Below are 16742 nucleotides of genomic sequence, written 5' to 3' on the forward strand. Positions count from 1 at the left end.
TGAGGTTCGGGTATGGTGCTTTATGTGGCGAGCGGGGGCACGGGTTGCAACCTGAAACTGGAGATGAGGCGATGGCGCGGCAGGCAGTGATCCGGGGGACCGGCGGACCGGAAGTGATCGAGTGGGTCGAGGTCGATCTGCCGCCGCCCGGCCCCGGCGAGGCGCGCGTGCGGCATGAAGCGGTCGGGCTGAACTTCATCGATACCTATCATCGCTCGGGCCTGTATCCGGTGCCGTTGCCCAGCGGCCTTGGCAGCGAGGCGGCCGGGGTGGTGGAGGCGGTGGGTGAGGGCGTCACCGCCATCGCGGTGGGTGATCGCGTGACGACGTACGGCCCCACGCTCGGTGCCTATGCCAGCGCGCGCAACGTCGCGGCGGACGCGCTGCTGCCGATCCCCGATGGCATCGGGTTCGACGTCGCGGCGGCGGTGACGCTGAAGGGCTGTACGGCGGAGTACCTGATCGAGCGGTGCGCGCGGGTGCAGCCGGGGATGACGGTGCTGGTCCATGCGGCTGCGGGTGCGACCGGGCAGTTGATCGTCCAGTGGCTCAAGCATATCGGCGCGACCGTGATCGGCACAGTCGGGTCGCCCGACAAAGCCGAGCGCGCGCGGGCGATCGGCGCGGATCACGTCATCGAGTATAAGCGCGAGGATATCGCCGCGCGGGTCCGGGAGATTACCGGTGGCGAAGGCGTGCCGGTGGTGCTGGACGGGGTCGGTGGATCGACCTGGGAGGCGTCGCTCAAGTCCACTGCGCGGCGCGGGATGACCGTCAGCTTCGGCAATGCCGGCGGGCCGGTGACGGGGGTCAATCTGGGGGCGCTGAGCCAGCATGGCTCGCTGTTCGTCACGCGCCCGACGCTTTATCACTATTACGCGACGCCCGAGGAGCGGGCGGCGGGTGTCGTGCGAATGTTCGATCTGGTCGCGCGTGGCGTGCTGCAGGTTGAGATCGGGCGGCGCTATGCCCTTGAGGAGGCGGCGGAAGCGCATCGCGCCATCGCCGCCGGGGAGACAATGGGCGCGACGCTGCTGATTCCGTGAGCGTCAGTCTTGGCCGGGGTAGGGCTTGGCCTTGAGCAGCCCGGCGAGGTGCGCGGCATTGCCGGCGACCATCGCGGCGGTTTCGGTGACCTTCTTCGGCGTCTTGTCGAGGTCCTGAAAGTCGGTCGAGCCCATCGCTTCGCCGACCCAGTAGCAGGCGGCCACGGCGGGGATGGTGTAGCCGACGTCGTTTAGCGCCTGAAACAGCTGCGCCGAGCTGAAATGCGCGCCGTCTTCGTTGCCGACAATCGCGGCGATAGCGACCTTCGAATAGGAGGGCATCCGGCCCTGATCGTCGGTTTCGGAGATGAAGGCGTCCATACGCTCGAGCACGCGCTTGGCGATGCTGGAGATCTGGCCCATCCAGATCGGGCCACCAAAGATGAGGATGTCGGCGGCGAGGATCTTTTCGCGCAGCGCCGGCCAGTCATCGCCTTCGCCTTCGTCGGATGACACGCCGGGTTTGATGTTCAGCGCGGCGACGCGGACGGTTTCGGTGATGGTGACGTCGTGCTTGGCGAAGCTATCGGCGAGGACCGCGATCATCGCATCGGTGGAGGAGCGCTCGGACTCGTCGGCCTTGAGCGTGCAGTTAAGGGCTAGGGCGTTCAGCATCCCCACACGACGCGCGGGGATGCTGAAGCGTTCCGTCAGTCGCGCTTTTCGCGGCTCAGGCGGGTGATGAAGGCGGCGCTGCGCAGGGCCTGAAGCGGGATCGATTTGAGATCGACCCATTCGCCCTCGGCATGCGCATTCCCGCCCGCGACGCCGAGGCCGGCGAGCGTGTCGACGTCCGCAGCGACGAACGCGCTGTCGGCCGCGCCGCGGCGGGCGGGATCCATTTCGGCCATTTCGGGGAGCTTGAGGTCGCGATTGACCGCGTTGAGCTTGGCCAGCAACGCGCGGTTGCCGTCGGTCGGGGCCATCGGCGGATAGCCCTCCTGAAAGTCGAGGCTGGCGGTGGTGCCGGGCAGGTTTTTCGCCGTGATCGCGACCATTGCGGCGCGGGTCTTGGCCTCTTGCTCCGGGGTCAGCGCGCGCAGATCGCCGCGTGCCACCGCTTCCGCCGCGACGATGTTGGTCTTGCCGCCCGCGCTCATCTGGTAATTATTGTCGGCGAGCGTCGCGGGGGTGCCGGCGGCCATTACGCCGACGTTGAAGGTGAGGTTGGGCTCGAGGAGCGTGCGGCGGAATTCGTCGAGGATGCGGGCCAACTCATAGGCCGCGCCATAGCCCAGTGTCGCGTTGAACACGCCGCTGCTGTGGCCGGTCTTGCCGGTGGTGCGCAGTGTCCAGTTGGTCGAGCTGCGGCGGGCGATGGTGCCGGTATCCTTGCCTTCATCGCGCGCGAGATTTTCATATTCGAGCGCGACATCGGCCCATTTGCCCGCAGCGATCAGGTCGCGCCGGGCGACCGCGAGCGGGGCGCCGGTGCGCTCTTCATCGCCGGTCAGCACGATCTTGATGTCTGCATGTTTGAGCGTGCCCGCCGCTTGCATTGCGCGCATCGCGGCGATGATCACGACGATCCCGCCCTTGTCATCGCCGATGCCGGGGCCGGTCGCGCGGTCGCCGGAGCGAACGAAGGTCTGAAACGGGCTTTCGGGTTCGAACACGGTGTCGAGATGCGCGATCAGCAGGACGCGCTTGCCCCTGCCATTGCCCGTGTGCGTCGCGACGAGATGCCCGGCGCGGCCGGTTTCCTTCATCTCGATCCACTCGACCGCAAAGCCCAGCGGTTCGAGCTCGGCGCGGACCATCTGGCCCACTTTGGTCACGCCATCGATGTTGAGCGAGCCGGAATTCTGGTTGACGAGGCGTTCGAGCAGCGCGACGTGGCGGTCGGTTTCGGCGGTGATGGTGGTGGCCATCTTGCTTTCGGCGGGCGTCTGCGCGGCGGCGGGGAGGGCGGCGAGGAGCGCGAGCGGCGCGAGAAGTTTCAGCATGCCGACACCCTAGCGCGCACCCGGGGAAAGGGAATGGCGAAGGCGCTTTTTCGTCAATTCGAATATGCGGTATCGAATTGCTGTTGGAGCACGAAATGCACGAATGCGAACATGTCGCGGCACAACGCGCCGCCGGTCTTCACCGGGGTGTCGCTTTGTGCCGCGCTATGTCCTGCAAATAGACTTTACTCGATCCCGAGTGCCGCCTTGATGTCCGCCCAGGCGGCGTATTTGAAGTTCTGGGCGTAGGGCGGGTTGTAGCCGTCCTGTGCCACGAACAGGCCGCCGGGATAGGTGGGACCGAAATCGCCGGGCGCGAAGTCGATCCCGTCGGTTTCTTCCGTCGCGCCGATGGTGCTGCCCGCAGCGATCCGGAAGCGACCGACATAGCTTTCGTCGGACAGGCGATAGACGGTGTAGGCGTGGTCGCCCTGGCTGGAGACGATCACATAACCGCCATTGCCGGTCCCTTCGGGCGCGAGCGTCACGCCCTCGACATCGATCACCAGCTTTTGGCCGTCGGCAGGCGCGATCAGCGTGCCGGCGACGGGACCATCGGCGCGGGCGTCGAAGCGCCACAGACCGACATTTTCCTCGCCGACATAGAGCCGCTGGGTGCGGTCGTCGGCGGCGCAGCCTTCGGACTGGGTGCCAAGCTTCATCGTGCGGACGATCGTGCCGGTCGGCGTCGCACCGGTCAGGTCGAGCGCGACCTGGCGGATCGTGCCGTCCTTGATCACGTTGAACGCGTGCAGCGTGTTGCCGACCGCCATCAGGCACAGGCCATAGGCTTCGCCCGCGCCGACCGGCACGACGCCGAGCGGGATCAGCTTCACCGCCGCCGTGTCGAGGCGGAACAAAGCGAGCTTGGCATTCTTGCGGTCGTTGCGGTCGCTCGCCGCGACGATGATGCCGAGCGGCCCCATGTCCTTGAGATCGACGTTATTGACCTGGCCCGCATCGATGAAGAACCGGTCCTTGCCGGTCAGATCATAGATGTGCAGCCCGGCCTTTTTGTCCGTACCGACGATCAGGCTGGCGGCGGGGTTCGCCGGGTTGCGCCAGATTGCGGGATCGTCCGCCGCATCGGCATTGGCGGTGCCGACCGCATCGGTCTGGCCGCGCGCCTGGACGCTCGCGGCGGGGGTGGTGGGGACCACCGGGACTTGACGCCCGGTGGTCGCACAGCCTGCTGCCAGCAGCGGCAGCAGGGCGAGGGTGAGGTGCTTCATCATCAGAAGGCCAGACGTGCCATGACCTGGAAGACCGGGCCAGCGGTTTCGCGCTCCAGCTCGTACTCGTCGAAGTTGCGGTCGATCTGGTCCTGGGTGGTGTTGAACTTGTTGAACACCTCGGCCTTGGCGCTGTCGAGCAGGTTCGAGCCGACCGCGCGGATCGTGAAGTTCTTGCCGAAGCGCTTTTCGACGAAGACTTCGAGGTCCGCGCCATAGGTGGTGCGGACCTCTTCGGCGACGAAACGGTCATAGGCAGCACCCTGCTTGCGATAGGTCGCACCGAACGCCGCGCCGAAGCTGGGGATGTCCTGGATGAAGCCGAAATTATAGACGATGTTCGACTGGCCGTTGAAGCGGCGCTCGCCCAGCTCGTCGGTGATATCGCTTTCGAGCAGCGACAAATTGCCGAAGATGCCGGTGTCGGGGAGGCCGAGGAACGACAGGCTGGTCGAGACGTCGAACTCGACGCCATAGACCGAGCCGTCGCCGGTGTTGCGCGGCTGATAGATCCAGGTGCGGTCGCCCGTGGGGTCGTCGGCGGCACCGGGGACGCCGGTGTTGGCCAGCTCGATCAGGTCGCTGATGCGGCGGTAGAAGACGTTGACGCCGACCACGCCGGTGCGGCCGAGGCGATGCTCATAGCCCAGGTCCGCGCCCCAGGCCGATTCCGGCTTGAGCAGCGGGTTGCCGAGGAAGTCGTTGTCGCCCAGTTCCTCCTCAAGCAGGATCGGCGAGGCATCGTCGAAGCGCGGACGGCGGACGGTGCGCGCGCCCGAGATGGTGACGCGGCCATCGCCCAGCTCGATCTTGGCCGAAGCGCTCGGAAGGATGTGGTCATAATCCGTGTCGATGCTGACCCCGCCCGGGGTCAGGTCGCGGATCGCGACATTGGTGTTTTCCCAGCGAACGCCGACTTCCCACTTGATCGCGCCCGACTTGCCTTCGACCAGCGCGAACAGGTCCTTGCGCTGTTCCTCGATCGTGCTGAAGCCGCCGGTGATCGGGGCGAAGCCGGTGAATTCACGAGCGAAGCTCTCCGGGCTGCCATCGAACTGGCTGTAGCCGGTGTGCAGCGAGGTCGCCATGTTGAAGCGCTGGCGCGTCGCCTCGACGATGCGGGTGTCGCGGTCCTTGTCCTGATAATAGCCGCCGAACACGACATCGATGCTGTCGCCCGCCGGCACCTTGTGCTCGATGCCGAACGACAGCTCCTTGTCGACGATCCGCGTGTCGAAGCGGTCGCCGGTGAAGCGGGGGGCCGAACGGTCGAACTCGATCTCGTTTTCGGTTTCCCACTGATTGTCGATGAACTTGGCGAAGCCGCCCTTCAGCTTGGTCTCGCCCGCGGCCCATTGGTGGCTCAGCTTGGCGGCGAGGCTATAGTTATACTGGAGGATGTTGTTGATGTTCGAATTGTCGACCAGCAGATTGCCGTCGCCGCCATTGCGCACCGAGCCGCGCGAGCCAGTGACGGTGTCATATTCAAACGAGCGCTCGGTCTCGAGGCGGTCGGTATGGACCCAGAAGCCCGACAGTTCGAAATCGGTGGTTTCGGTATCGATGCTGTAACTGGCGTTGAGCGCATAGTCGGTGCCGTTGCGCACGTCCGACTGGTCTTCGCGATTGTCGAACTCGTTGGCCGCGTAGTTCGGATCATTCTCGGGCGAGTCGCCGTAGCGCAGGCTGAACTTCTTCTTGGGGTTGTAGCGGCCCTGAAGGTTCGCGCCGATCAGCAGGCGGCCCGGGCCGACCTGGGTGCCGAATACCGCGCCAAGGCTCGGCTTGACCTTGCCATCGTCGAACAACAGCGCGCCGCCGCGCAGATAGCCGCCGTCGAGCTGATAGCCGTCACGCAGCACGATGTTGAGCGTGCCGGCGACCGCATCGCCGGTGCGGCGGGCGGAGGAGGAGCGGACGATCTCGACCTGCTTGACCAGCTCGGCCGGGATGCGGTCGAGGAAGAAGCTGCGGTCGGCATTGGTGCCGGGCACCTTTTCGCCGTTGATCAGGATCTGGGTATAGCCGGGGTCGAGGCCGCGGAGGCGGGCGCCGTCGCTCTCGATCACGTCGGAGAGGAAGGTGACGCTGGGGACGCGCTTGAGGGCGTCGCCGGCGGTCAGCGGTTCGAAGCGCTGGAAGAAGTCCTGGTCATAGACCAGCTGGGGCTCGGCGCCTTCGGTGCGATTGCGATAGGCGATGGTGCCCTTGACCACGATTTCCTGCGCGGTTTCGATGCTGTCGTCGCTGGCGGCGGGGGTGTCCGACTGGGCGAGCGCCGGCGCGGCCGTGGCGAGCGCGATCGTGGCGATGCTGGCGCCGGCCAGCGAAGTGAGAATCGATTTCATTGTGTCCCCCGAGATGAGTCGAGGGGGCGCTTAGGTCCGGCGCGTGTCAGTTCGGCGCGATTTGCGTTTCACAACGGTGGCGTAACGATGACGCTTTGATGACGTTGCCGATGGGCCACGCTGCGCTGCAACGAAAAACGCCCGGACCCTGCCAGGTCCGGGCGTCTCGCTGTCCGGCGCCGCCTCCCCCGAAGCGGCGACGAAAGGATCGTCTTACGACGAATAGTACATGTCGTACTCGACCGGCGACGGGGTCATTTCCCACCGTGCAACGTCGCCGCGCTTCAGTTCGACATAGGCTTCGATCTGGTCCTTGGTGAACACGTCGCCCTTGAGCAGGAAGTCCATGTCCGCCTCAAGGCTGTCGAGCGCTTCGCGCAGCGAGCCGCAGACGGTGGGGACGAGGCTCAGCTCTTCCGGCGGCAGATCATAGAGGTTCTTGTCCATCGGGTCGCCCGGATGGATCTTGTTCTGAATGCCGTCGAGACCGGCCATCAGCAGCGCCGCATAGCAGAGATACGGATTGGCCAGCGCGTCCGGGAAGCGGAATTCGACGCGCTTCGCCTTGGCACCCGCGCCGTACGGGATGCGGCACGAGGCCGAACGGTTGCGGCTCGAATAAGCGAGCAGCACCGGGGCTTCGTAACCCGGGACCAGACGCTTGTAGCTGTTGGTCGACGGGTTGGTGAAGGCGTTGAGCGCCTTGGCGTGCTTGATCACGCCGCCGATGAAATACAGGCACATTTCCGACAGGCCGGCATAGCCGTTGCCCGCGAACAGCGGCGTGCCCTTGTCCCAGATCGAGATGTGGGTGTGCATGCCCGAGCCGTTATCTTCCTTGATCGGCTTGGGCATGAAGGTCGCGGTCTTGCCATAGGCATGGGCGACCTGATGCACGACATATTTGTAGATCTGCATGCGGTCGGCGGTCTGCACCAGCGTGCCGAAGGTCAGGCCCAGCTCATGCTGTGCTGCAGCGACTTCGTGGTGGTGCTTGTCGCACGGCAGGCCCATTTCGAGCATGGTCGAGACCATCTCGCCACGGATGTCGACGGCGCTGTCGACCGGCGCGACGGGGAAATAGCCGCCCTTGGCGCGCGGGCGGTGGCCCATATTGCCGCTCTCGTACTCGCGACCCGAATTGCCGGGCAGTTCGATGTCGTCGATCGCGTAATAGCTGGTCGAATAGCTGTTCTCGAAGCGGACGTCGTCGAACATGAAGAATTCGGCTTCCGGGCCGACATAGACGGTGTCGCCGATGCCGAGCGACTGGAGATACGCCTCCGAACGCTTTGCGGTCGAGCGCGGGTCGCGCGAATAGAGTTCGCCGGTCGAGGGTTCGACGATGTCGCACACCAGGATCAGCATCGGGGTGGCCGAGAACGGATCGGTCCAGACCGCGTCCAGATCCGGCTTCAGGATCATGTCGGATTCGTTGATCGCCTTCCAGCCTTCGATCGACGAACCGTCGAACATCAGGCCGTCGGTCAGCTCATCTTCGCCCAGGATGCTGGCGACCATGGTGAGGTGCTGCCACTTGCCCTTGGGGTCCGTGAAGCGCAGGTCGATCCATTCGATCTCCTGATCCTTGACCATCTTCAGAATGTCGGCGGCGGTGTTAGCCATTGGAACCAAGCCCTTTCTGTTTTGCTCTGATCCGCCCCGGTTGAGGTCCGGGTGCGGAGAATCATCTTGCGCTGCAATGCAGCTTCGTGAAATTTTTGCAGTGCGTCAATTCTGCGCGCTGCCAACCCGTTTCAGGGGCGTCGTCAGATCGCGTTTTCGTCGCGCTCGCCGGTGCGGATGCGCAGTGCGGTCTCGATCGCGGTGACGAAGATCTTGCCATCGCCGATGCGGCCGGTTTGCGCGGCATTGGCGATCGCCTCGACCACGCGTTCGGCGAGGGCGTCCTCGACCACCACTTCCAGCTTCACCTTGGGCAGGAAGTCCACGACATATTCCGCGCCGCGATACAGCTCGGTATGCCCCTTTTGACGGCCAAAGCCCTTGGCCTCGGTCACGGTGATGCCCGACACCCCCACTTCGTGAAGCGCCTCCTTCACCTCATCCAGCTTGAACGGCTTGATGATGGCTTCGATCTTTTTCACGGTTTCTTCCCTCTGTGACGCCGGTGCGAGTCCCGATCGGTCCGGTTCCGCGGTCAGGGTGACGGCGGAATGGATCACGATCAAGTGGAACGCCCCTGTCGCGCGACATTGCACAAGCCGTGCCAGTTGCGGCTCTCCCGCAAATGCGCGGGACGGCGCGGGTGCGGGTTAACAACTGCCTAACAAATGGGCAGAGGCGCGGGATCGTTGCGCGATTGCGGTGCAGCCTTTGCGCGGGGGCGGCGCGGGTGTAACGTCCGCATATCACACCAAGTCCAAGGATTTCCCCAATGCGCGTTCCGCTTCTCCTCGCCGCCCTGCTTGCCGGCGTGTCCGCCATGCCCGCCGCTGCGCAGCAACAGCCGGCCCCGGCAGCGTTGCCGGGCGAGGGGGCGGAGGATGCGCGGCTCAAGGCGCTGTTCCATGCGAGCGATGAAGCGTCGTTGAAGCGCAACCCGCTGAACGCGCTGTTCCGCGGCGACCTGCGCTATGCCGACCAGCTCGGCAATTATTATACCGATGCCTATCTGGCAGCCGAGCTTGCGGCGAGCGAAGCGGATCTGGCGGCGCTGCGCAAGATCGACCGGGCGAAGCTGACCAGCGTCAACAAGATCGCTTATGACGTGTTCGAGGCAGACCAGCTGCGCGCGCAAAAGGGGTTCCGGCCGGAAATTCTGTCGGTGTCGAAATATCTGCCGATGGATCACTTCACCGGCTTTCAGGCATTCTATCCGGACTTCGCGTCGGGGCAGGGCGCGGCACCGTTCAAGACGGTGCTGGACTATGACAACAACCTCAAGCGCAACGTCCAATATGCGGCGGCCTATGACCGGGTGATTGGCCTGTTCCGCGAGGGGATGCAGCGCAAGATCGTCCAGCCAAAGCTGGTCGTCACCAACATGATCGAGCAGTTCGACAATCTGATCGCACAGGGCGTGGAGGAGTCGGTCTTTTACGGCCCGGTGACGAAATTCCCCGAGGGCGTTTCGGCGGCGGATCAGGCGCGGCTGAAGGCCGCCTATGCCGCGCAGATCCGCGACGTGATCCTGCCCGCGCACCAGAAGATCCGCGCGTTCCTCGCGACCGAATATCTCCCCGCCGCGCGCGACAGCGTGGGCACGTCGGCGCTGCCGGGCGGGGCTGCGTTGTACGCCTATGCGATCGAGAGCAACACGACGCTGCCGCTGACCGCCGATTATGTGCATGATCTGGGGCTGTCGGAGGTCAAGCGCATCCTGACCGAGATGGAGGCGCAGAAGGCCAAGGTCGGGTTCAAAGGTTCTTTGCAGGAATTCTTCACCCACCTGCGCACCGAGAAGCGCTTTCAGCCGGAGAGTGCCGACGCGCTGCGGATCGGGTTCGAGGCGATCGGCAAGCGGGTGGATGCGCGGATCGGCGAGCAATTCTCGCTGATCCCCAAGACCCCGCTCGAGATCCGGCCGGTGCCGGCCTATCGCGAGAAGACCGATGCGGCGGGCAGCTATGCGTCGGGAACGCCGGACGGGTCGCGGCCGGGGGTGTTCTACTTCAATACCTATGACCTGCCGACGCGCTACACCTGGGGGATGGAGACGCTGTACCTGCACGAGGGCGCGCCGGGGCATCATTTCCAGATCAGCCTGGCGCAGGAGAATGCGGCGCTGCCCGCGTTCATGCGCTTTGGCGGCAACACCGCCTATGTCGAGGGTTGGGCGCTCTATGCCGAGACGCTGCACGATGAGCTGGGCGTCGGGGTCGAGCCGTATCAGCGCATGGGCGGCCTGAACGACGAGATGCTGCGCGCGATGCGGCTGGTGGTCGATAGCGGGCTGCACGCCAAGGGGTGGGGTCGCGATCAGGCGATCGACTATATGGTCACCAACTCGCCGATGTCGCGGACGGACGCGACCGCCGAGGTCGAGCGCTATATCGCGATGCCGGGCCAGGCGCTGTCGTACAAGATCGGCCAACTGACGATCCTCAAAGCGAAGGCCAAGGCCAAGGCGGCATTGGGCGCGAAGTTCGATCCGCGCGGCTTCCATGCCGCGGTGCTGGACACAGGCGCGCTGCCGATGCCGGTGCTGGAGAAGAAGATCGACGATTGGGTGGCGGGGGTGAAGTAAGTCGGCGTCAACGGCTCGCCTTCCACGCCGCCTCGACCATAAGCCGCGCGGCTTCGCGACGGCGATTGGCCCGCGCGATATCGGGCGGCGCGACGCTGGCCGAGTCTCCAAGGAATCGGCCCGAGGTGCGTGTGACGAGCGCGGCGCGGGCGGGGGGCAGCGCGTCGCCGGCGCGACCGACGCTGAGCAACGCGCGGGCATAGGGTTCGGCCACGTCGAGCGCTTGCGGCGTGGCGGGGCCATAGGACGCAACCGTCCGCAACCATAAGGTACCATATAATGCGAAGGCTTCGTCCTTGCCTTGTAAGGCGAGGTTGTGCGCCAGCGCGAGTGTCGCGGTGCGGGGTGCCGATCCGTCGACGGGGGTGCGCGGTGACGCAGCGATGGCGTCGCGTTGCTGGCGGCGGATGGGTTCGGCCGCCTCTGCACGCCCGGTCGCCTCAAGCAGGTCGGCCAGCTGCCGCCGGGCATTTTCGCCGGGATAGCTCCAGCCGGGTTCGATGCGGGTGAGCGGGGCGGGGGCAAGCGCGATTGCCCGGCGTAAGGCCGCTTCAGCGCGCGCGGGCTCGCCAGCCGCCGCCAAGGCGCGCGCGAGCAGCAGGAGCCGGCCGATCAGGCGGAAGTCGTTCAGATCGTCGGCGACCGGGCGTTCGGCCAGTTGCGCCGCAAAGTCGACCGCCGCCTGCGCACGCCCACGCGCAATCAGCACGCGCACGAATGCGCGATCGAGCGGGTCGGCGAACATCGGATCGCACGGTCCCGCTGCGCAGCCCGCCAGCAACCGGCGATAGAGAAGCTCGGCTTCTTCTGGCCGTGCGAGCGCTTCGAGTGCAAGACCAAGTTGGAAGGCCGGTCTCCAGCCCGGGGCCGAGATACCCTCTCCCTGCATGTGCGGATCGGCCAGAGCGCGCAGATGTGGCTCCGCCTCCGCCGCATAGCCCTCTTCGAGCAGTGCCGTTGCCAGCATGAGCCGCACGGTCGATGCCGAGATGGCGATCAGGCCGCGCCGCCCGAGGATACCGCCCAGATCCTTGTATCCGGGGTGTGTCATCGCTTCGTAGGCGAGGCGATAGATCGCGACCGGTGGGCGGTCGTGGCCAAGATCGACCGACGCGATATCGAGCAGCATGGCGATCGCGGCTGGCGCGAGCGGTGCCTTGGGGGGCTGCCCTGTTGCCTGTCTGATCGCCTGTAGTGCGCGTTCGGTGTCGCCGCGATCAAACCAGGTCGCGATCTGAAGATCGCTCGGCTGGGTGGTATCGGCAGGCGCCCCGCGACCGATCGAGCCTCCGCTGATCTGGGCGAAGGCGGGGGAGGCTGCTGCCGCCAGCAGCGCGAGGGTTACCATGCGGCGGGCCGTGCGCCGGATCACCGGCCGGCCCTGCTCGCCTTCCACGCCGCCTCGACCATCAGCTGGGCGGCTTCGGTGCGTTTGCGGGCGAGGGCGAGGTCGCTGAGGTTGGCGCGCGCCGCGTCGCCGGTGAAGCGGGCTGAGGTGCGGGCGGCGAGGGCGAGGCGGGCGGGGGTGAGGGCGGCGCCGGGGCGGCCGGACTGGAGCAGGGCGCGGGCGAAGGGTTCGGCGACATCGAGCAATTGCAGGCTGTCCGCGCCGTAGATGCGGGTGGCGGCGGCGATGCGGGTGGCGAACAGCCGCGCGCCTTCATCCTTGCCCTGCATCGTCAGGTTGGCGGCGAGTGCGCGCAGGGCTTCGGTGCGGTATTCGCCTTCCCACGGGATCATGTCGTTGCCCTCGATCTTCGCGAGCAGCAGGCGGCGGATCGGTTCGGCCTGCGCGGCGCGGTTCTGGCGTTCGAGTAAGTGCGCGAGGCGGGCGCGGGCGTAGACATTGGGGTCGTCGAATGCGGCGGCGATGTTCATCTTGTCGTCGCTGTCGCCGAGCGCCAGCGCCTCGCGCACATCGGCTTCCGCTTCGGTCAGCGCGCCCGATGCCTCGAGCGCGTCGGCGCGGGCGAGCAGGTAAAACATGCGCCGCCATTCATTGACGTCCTTGGCGGCGCGCACGCGGGTGATGCCGTCGGCGGTGAAGGCGAGTGCGTCGGCGACCAGTCCGCGTGCGAGCAGGGTGCGGGTGATCCCCGCGAACGCCTCACGCGAGTCATCGCCCTCGAAATTGTCGTAGCGCAGCGAGAGCGCCCAGATGCGGCGGTAGAGGAGTTCGGCTTCGGCGAGGCGGTTCTGCGCCTCGACCGCGCCGGCGAGGTCGATGACATAGCCGAGCGCGCCGTTGGATTCCGGCCCCCAGCGTTTCTCGGCGCTGGCGAGCAGGCTGGTCAGGATCGGCTCGGCGCGCGCGGGGTCGCCGGTCTCGACATAGAGGTTGGCGAGGATCGATCCGGCATTTTGCAGGGCGAGGTCGTCGAATTTGAGCAGGCGGAGGTACACCGGCCAGACGCGCTCATAGATCGCGATGGTCGCGGCGTTGCCGCTGCCGGTCTGGCCGTCGATCTCGACCAGACGGTCGGCGGCGCGGCGGGACAGGGGGCTGCCGGGACTGTCGCCGACCAATTGCTGGACGATGCGGATGGCGGCGTCGACGTCGCCCATCGCGAACATCAATGCGAGTTCGGCGTCGGCGGGCGGGGTGCCGGGCTTGCGCGCCTTGGCATAGGCGGCGCGGGCTCCGGCGAAGTCGCCGGCGGTGCGCAGGATCACGCCTTGCACGCGGTAGAGGTCGCGGACCGGGTCGGGCGCGCGGGCGGCGGGGCGGTCGAAGGCGGCGATCGCGAAGGCGACGAGGCGGGCGGCGCGGGGCTTGTCCTGCCCACCCCAATTCTGGAAGCTGACCGCGCGGCCCGCCATGTCCTTGGCGAAGGCGATCTCGAACCCCGGATCGGATGTGGTGGTGAAGGGGGCGACGAAGGCGCGGGCGCGGGCTTCGTCTCCAGCGAGGACGAGGCCGTAGGTCATGTAGAACAGGTCGCTGATGTCATCGAGTTCGACCGCGCCGGCCTCGGTGGTGCGCTCGGCCGCGCCCTTCATGCGATAGGCGGCGGTGAGCCAGGTCCAGCGGGCGAAGGTGGCGAAGTCGCGGGCCTTCATCGCGGCGGTGCGGGCTTCGAGCCAGCGCGAATAGACGCTGGACCGGTCGTCGCCGTCGAGCTTTGCGACATCGTCGGCGGGGCCGGCGAGGGTGAGGGCTTCGCGGATCAGCGGTGCGGCTTCGGCGCGGCGGCCGGCGATGAGGTGTTCGGTGGCCTGGATCAGCAGGGTGTCGGCGCGGGCTTGAGCATCGGGCTGGAGGGCGGGGAGCTGCGCCGGCGCTGCTTCCTGCGCGAGCGCGGGCGTGGCGAGAAGCAGGCCGAGGGCCAGAACGATGATGCGCATGGCGATCCTCCCGCGCGGGGTTGTGGCAGCGGGGGGCGGGTGCGGCAACGGTCGAAATCGGGTGGGGGTGATTGAAAATTCCTCCCCTGAGCTTGTCTCAGGGGAGGGGGACCGCTCGCGCAGCGAGTGGTGGAGGGGCGGCCGCGCAGACGGCGGTGAGCATCTCGGCAAAACTCCGCCGCTTGCAGCGGCGGCCCCTCCGTCAGCGCTTCGCGCTGCCACCTCCCCTGCGGGGCAGGGGAGGAATTTTGGGACTTAGATCGCCATTCCCGCTGCCCAGCCGCTCGACCAGGCCCATTGGAAATTATAGCCGCCGAGCCAGCCGGTGACGTCGACCGCTTCGCCGATGGCGTAGAGGCCGGGGGCGGTGCGGGCCTCCATCGTTTGCGAGGAGAGGTCGGCGGTGCTGATGCCGCCGATGGTGACTTCGGCCTTGGCGTAGCCTTCGGTGCCGTTGGGGTGGAAGGTCCAGGCGGCGAGGGTGCGCTCGGCTTCGGCGAGGCGCTTGTCGGCGGCGTGCTGGAGTTCGCCGTCGAGCGCGAGCTGGTCGGCGAGCGTGTCGGCGAGGCGGTTGGGGAGGGCCTCGCCGAGCAGCTTGCGCAGGGTGCTGCGCGGGGCGATGCGCTTGGCGTCGGTGAGCCAGCCGGGCGCGCGGTCGGGGAGGAAGTCGATTCCGACCGGGTCGCCGTGCCGCCAGTAGGAGCTGATCTGGAGAATCGCGGGGCCGGACAGGCCGCGATGGGTGAAGAGCGCGGCTTCGCGGAAGCTGGTCTTGCCGGCGCGGGCGGTGACCGGGGCGGCGACGCCGGACAGCTCGCGGAACAGCACCTCGTCGCCGCCGAGCGTGAGCGGGACGAGCGCGGGGCGCGGCTCGACCACCTTGAGGCCGAATTTGCGCGCGAGGGCATAGGCGAAGTCGGTCGCGCCCATTTTCGGGATCGAGGGGCCGCCGGTGGCGATGACGAGTGCGGGGGCGGCGGCGGTGCGGTCGCCCCATGTGACGGTGTAGCTGCCGTCGGCGTGGGTTACGTCGCGGATTGTGTGGCCGAGCGCGATTTCGACGGCACCCTTGTCGCATTCGTCGAGCAGCATCGCGACGATCTGCTTGGCGCTGCCGTCGCAGAACAGCTGGCCGAGCGTCTTTTCGTGCCAGGCGATGCCGTGCCGGTCGACCAGCTCGATAAAGTCATGCTGGGTGTAGCGGCGTAGCGCGGACTTGGCGAAATGCGGGTTGGCGGAGAGATAGCGGTCGGGGGCGATGCCGAGATTGGTGAAGTTGCAGCGCCCGCCGCCGGAGATCAGGATCTTTTTCCCGACCTGATCGGCATGGTCGATCAGCAGCACGCGGCGGCCACGCTGGCCGGCGGTGAGCGCGCACATCAGGCCGGCTGCGCCTGCGCCGAGGATGATGGCGTCGTAGGTCATAATCCTCCCCGGAACGGGGAGGGGGACCATGCGCAGCATGGTGGAGGGGGCCCGAGGCAAGGGAGTCCGGTGCCTCGGGCCCCCTCCACCACGCCGCTTCGCGTCGCGGTCCCCCTCCCCGTTCCGGGGAGGATTTGAGCCCTCACCGCAGCTTCGCGATCGACAGGCCGTCTTCCTTGGCGCGGTCCTTGACCGATTCCTCGCTGCGGGTCAGCGCCTTGGCGATGGCTTTGAGTGCCATGCCCTTCTTCGCCAGCGTGTGCAGCTTCTGGATTTCGTCCTGCCGCCAGGGTTGGCGGTGGCGTTCGAACTTGCCCTCGGCCATCAGGCGTAGGGAGGCTGGTGGCGGCCCGTCGCCGACTGGGTGAAGATTTCGCAGCCGGTTTCGGTGATGCCGATCGAATGTTCGAACTGGGCCGAGAGCGAGCGGTCGCGGGTGACCGCCGTCCAGCCATCGTCGAGCAGCTTCACGTCGGGGCGGCCGATGTTGATCATCGGTTCGATCGTGAAGAACATGCCGGGCTTGAGTTCTGGCCCGGCGCCGGGGCGGCCGACATGGACCACTTCGGGTGCGTCGTGGAAGACGCGGCCAAGGCCGTGGCCGCAGAAATCGCGGACGACGCCATAGCGGTGCTTCTCCGCATGGCGCTGAATCGCGTGGCCGATGTCGCCCATGGTGTTGCCGGGCTTGGCCATTTCGATGCCGATCATCAGGCATTCATAGGTGACATCGACCAGACGGCGCGCCTTGAGCGGCACGTCGCCGACGAGGTACATGCGGCTGGTGTCGCCGTGCCAGCCATCGAGCAGGGGCGTCACGTCGATATTGACGATGTCGCCGTCTTTCAGCGTCTTGGCACTCGGAATGCCATGGCAGACGACATGGTTCACGCTGATGCAGCAGCTGTGCGTGTAGCCGCGATAGCCGAGCGTCGCGGGGACCGCGCCGCCATCCAGCGTCATGCGGCGGACGATGTCGTCGAGCTCCGCCGTGGTCACGCCGGGCACGACATGCGGGACGAGCGCGTCGAGAATCTCGGCAGCGAGCTTGCCCGCGGCGCGCATCCCGGCGAAGCCATCGGGACCGTAAAGTTTGATCGCCCCGTCGCGGGCGAAGTTCGTGTCGGCGGTTACGGCAACATATTCACTCATGCGCGCCATATAGGGCCTAAAGGGCAACTTTGCGAGGC

General features: G+C 66.7%; 13 protein-coding genes. 2 read left to right on the forward strand and 11 right to left on the reverse strand.

Annotation, left to right across the window (positions count from 1 at the left end):
- The first annotated feature begins 71 nt into the window (after positions 1-71).
- Complete coding sequence (locus tag VGN66_RS07800; protein ID WP_327518279.1) at positions 72-1046, forward strand: quinone oxidoreductase; 975 nt, start codon at positions 72-74, stop codon at positions 1044-1046.
- 3 nt (positions 1047-1049) lie between these two features.
- Here VGN66_RS07800 and VGN66_RS07805 read toward each other — a convergent pair whose 3' ends face one another.
- From VGN66_RS07805 to VGN66_RS07830, 6 genes are all read right to left on the reverse strand, one after another.
- Complete coding sequence (locus VGN66_RS07805; RefSeq protein ID WP_327518280.1) at positions 1050-1661, reverse strand: flavodoxin family protein; 612 nt, start codon at positions 1659-1661, stop codon at positions 1050-1052.
- Positions 1662-1696: 35 nt separating this feature from the next.
- The gene (locus VGN66_RS07810) at positions 1697-2992 is read right to left on the reverse strand and encodes a M20/M25/M40 family metallo-hydrolase (protein ID WP_327518281.1); all 1296 of its coding nucleotides are present in this window, start codon (positions 2990-2992) and stop codon (positions 1697-1699) included.
- A gap of 185 nt (positions 2993-3177) precedes the next feature.
- Positions 3178-4227, reverse strand: a complete 1050-nt coding sequence (locus tag VGN66_RS07815; RefSeq protein ID WP_327518282.1) for a phytase — start codon at positions 4225-4227, stop codon at positions 3178-3180.
- On the reverse strand, positions 4227-6572 hold the full coding sequence (locus VGN66_RS07820; protein ID WP_327518283.1) for a TonB-dependent receptor plug domain-containing protein: 2346 nt from the start codon (positions 6570-6572) through the stop codon (positions 4227-4229). Before VGN66_RS07820 ends, VGN66_RS07815 begins: the two co-directional genes overlap by 1 nt.
- A gap of 213 nt (positions 6573-6785) precedes the next feature.
- Positions 6786-8198 (reverse strand): type I glutamate--ammonia ligase, encoded by a 1413-nt coding sequence (glnA, locus tag VGN66_RS07825; protein WP_327518284.1) that lies wholly within the window; start codon positions 8196-8198, stop codon positions 6786-6788.
- Between the two features lie 143 nt (positions 8199-8341).
- A complete protein-coding gene (locus VGN66_RS07830) occupies positions 8342-8680 on the reverse strand; it encodes a P-II family nitrogen regulator (RefSeq protein ID WP_224923404.1) in 339 nt (112 codons plus the stop codon).
- 290 nt (positions 8681-8970) lie between these two features.
- On the opposite strand from VGN66_RS07830, the gene VGN66_RS07835 reads away from it, so the two are divergent.
- The gene (locus tag VGN66_RS07835; RefSeq protein WP_327518285.1) at positions 8971-10782 is read left to right on the forward strand and encodes a DUF885 domain-containing protein; all 1812 of its coding nucleotides are present in this window, start codon (positions 8971-8973) and stop codon (positions 10780-10782) included.
- Between the two features lie 7 nt (positions 10783-10789).
- Here VGN66_RS07835 and VGN66_RS07840 read toward each other — a convergent pair whose 3' ends face one another.
- The 5 genes from VGN66_RS07840 to map all read right to left on the reverse strand — a co-directional run bounded on the left by VGN66_RS07840 (position 10790) and on the right by map (position 16704).
- Positions 10790-12154 (reverse strand): hypothetical protein, encoded by a 1365-nt coding sequence (locus VGN66_RS07840; RefSeq protein ID WP_327518286.1) that lies wholly within the window; start codon positions 12152-12154, stop codon positions 10790-10792.
- On the reverse strand, positions 12151-14127 hold the full coding sequence (locus tag VGN66_RS07845; RefSeq protein ID WP_327518287.1) for a hypothetical protein: 1977 nt from the start codon (positions 14125-14127) through the stop codon (positions 12151-12153). The genes VGN66_RS07840 and VGN66_RS07845 overlap by 4 nt, the downstream gene beginning before the upstream one ends.
- Before the next feature lie 255 nt (positions 14128-14382).
- Complete coding sequence (locus VGN66_RS07850) at positions 14383-15552, reverse strand: NAD(P)/FAD-dependent oxidoreductase (RefSeq protein WP_327518288.1); 1170 nt, start codon at positions 15550-15552, stop codon at positions 14383-14385.
- 142 nt (positions 15553-15694) lie between these two features.
- Positions 15695-15877, reverse strand: coding sequence for a hypothetical protein (locus tag VGN66_RS07855; protein WP_310040644.1), 183 nt, complete (start codon positions 15875-15877; stop codon positions 15695-15697).
- Positions 15877-16704, reverse strand: coding sequence for a type I methionyl aminopeptidase (gene map / locus VGN66_RS07860; RefSeq protein ID WP_327518289.1), 828 nt, complete (start codon positions 16702-16704; stop codon positions 15877-15879). Before map ends, VGN66_RS07855 begins: the two co-directional genes overlap by 1 nt.
- Positions 16705-16742: the final 38 nt, after the last annotated feature.

The organism is Sphingomonas sp., assembly GCF_035998645.1.
Lineage (GTDB): Bacteria > Pseudomonadota > Alphaproteobacteria > Sphingomonadales > Sphingomonadaceae > Sphingomonas.

Bases quoted from the DNA above. Each gene is read 5' to 3' on its own strand.
- VGN66_RS07800 (WP_327518279.1), top strand. From the start codon at position 72: ATGGCGCGGCAGGCAGTGATCCGGGGGACCGGCGGACCGGAAGTGATC.
- VGN66_RS07805 (WP_327518280.1), bottom strand. From the start codon at position 1,661: ATGCTGAACGCCCTAGCCCTTAACTGCACGCTCAAGGCCGACGAGTCC.
- VGN66_RS07810 (WP_327518281.1), bottom strand. From the start codon at position 2,992: ATGCTGAAACTTCTCGCGCCGCTCGCGCTCCTCGCCGCCCTCCCCGCC.
- VGN66_RS07815 (WP_327518282.1), bottom strand. From the start codon at position 4,227: ATGATGAAGCACCTCACCCTCGCCCTGCTGCCGCTGCTGGCAGCAGGC.
- VGN66_RS07820 (WP_327518283.1), bottom strand. From the start codon at position 6,572: ATGAAATCGATTCTCACTTCGCTGGCCGGCGCCAGCATCGCCACGATC.
- glnA (WP_327518284.1), bottom strand. From the start codon at position 8,198: ATGGCTAACACCGCCGCCGACATTCTGAAGATGGTCAAGGATCAGGAG.
- VGN66_RS07835 (WP_327518285.1), top strand. From the start codon at position 8,971: ATGCGCGTTCCGCTTCTCCTCGCCGCCCTGCTTGCCGGCGTGTCCGCC.
- VGN66_RS07845 (WP_327518287.1), bottom strand. From the start codon at position 14,127: ATGCGCATCATCGTTCTGGCCCTCGGCCTGCTTCTCGCCACGCCCGCG.
- VGN66_RS07850 (WP_327518288.1), bottom strand. From the start codon at position 15,552: ATGACCTACGACGCCATCATCCTCGGCGCAGGCGCAGCCGGCCTGATG.
- VGN66_RS07855 (WP_310040644.1), bottom strand. From the start codon at position 15,877: ATGGCCGAGGGCAAGTTCGAACGCCACCGCCAACCCTGGCGGCAGGAC.
- map (WP_327518289.1), bottom strand. From the start codon at position 16,704: ATGAGTGAATATGTTGCCGTAACCGCCGACACGAACTTCGCCCGCGAC.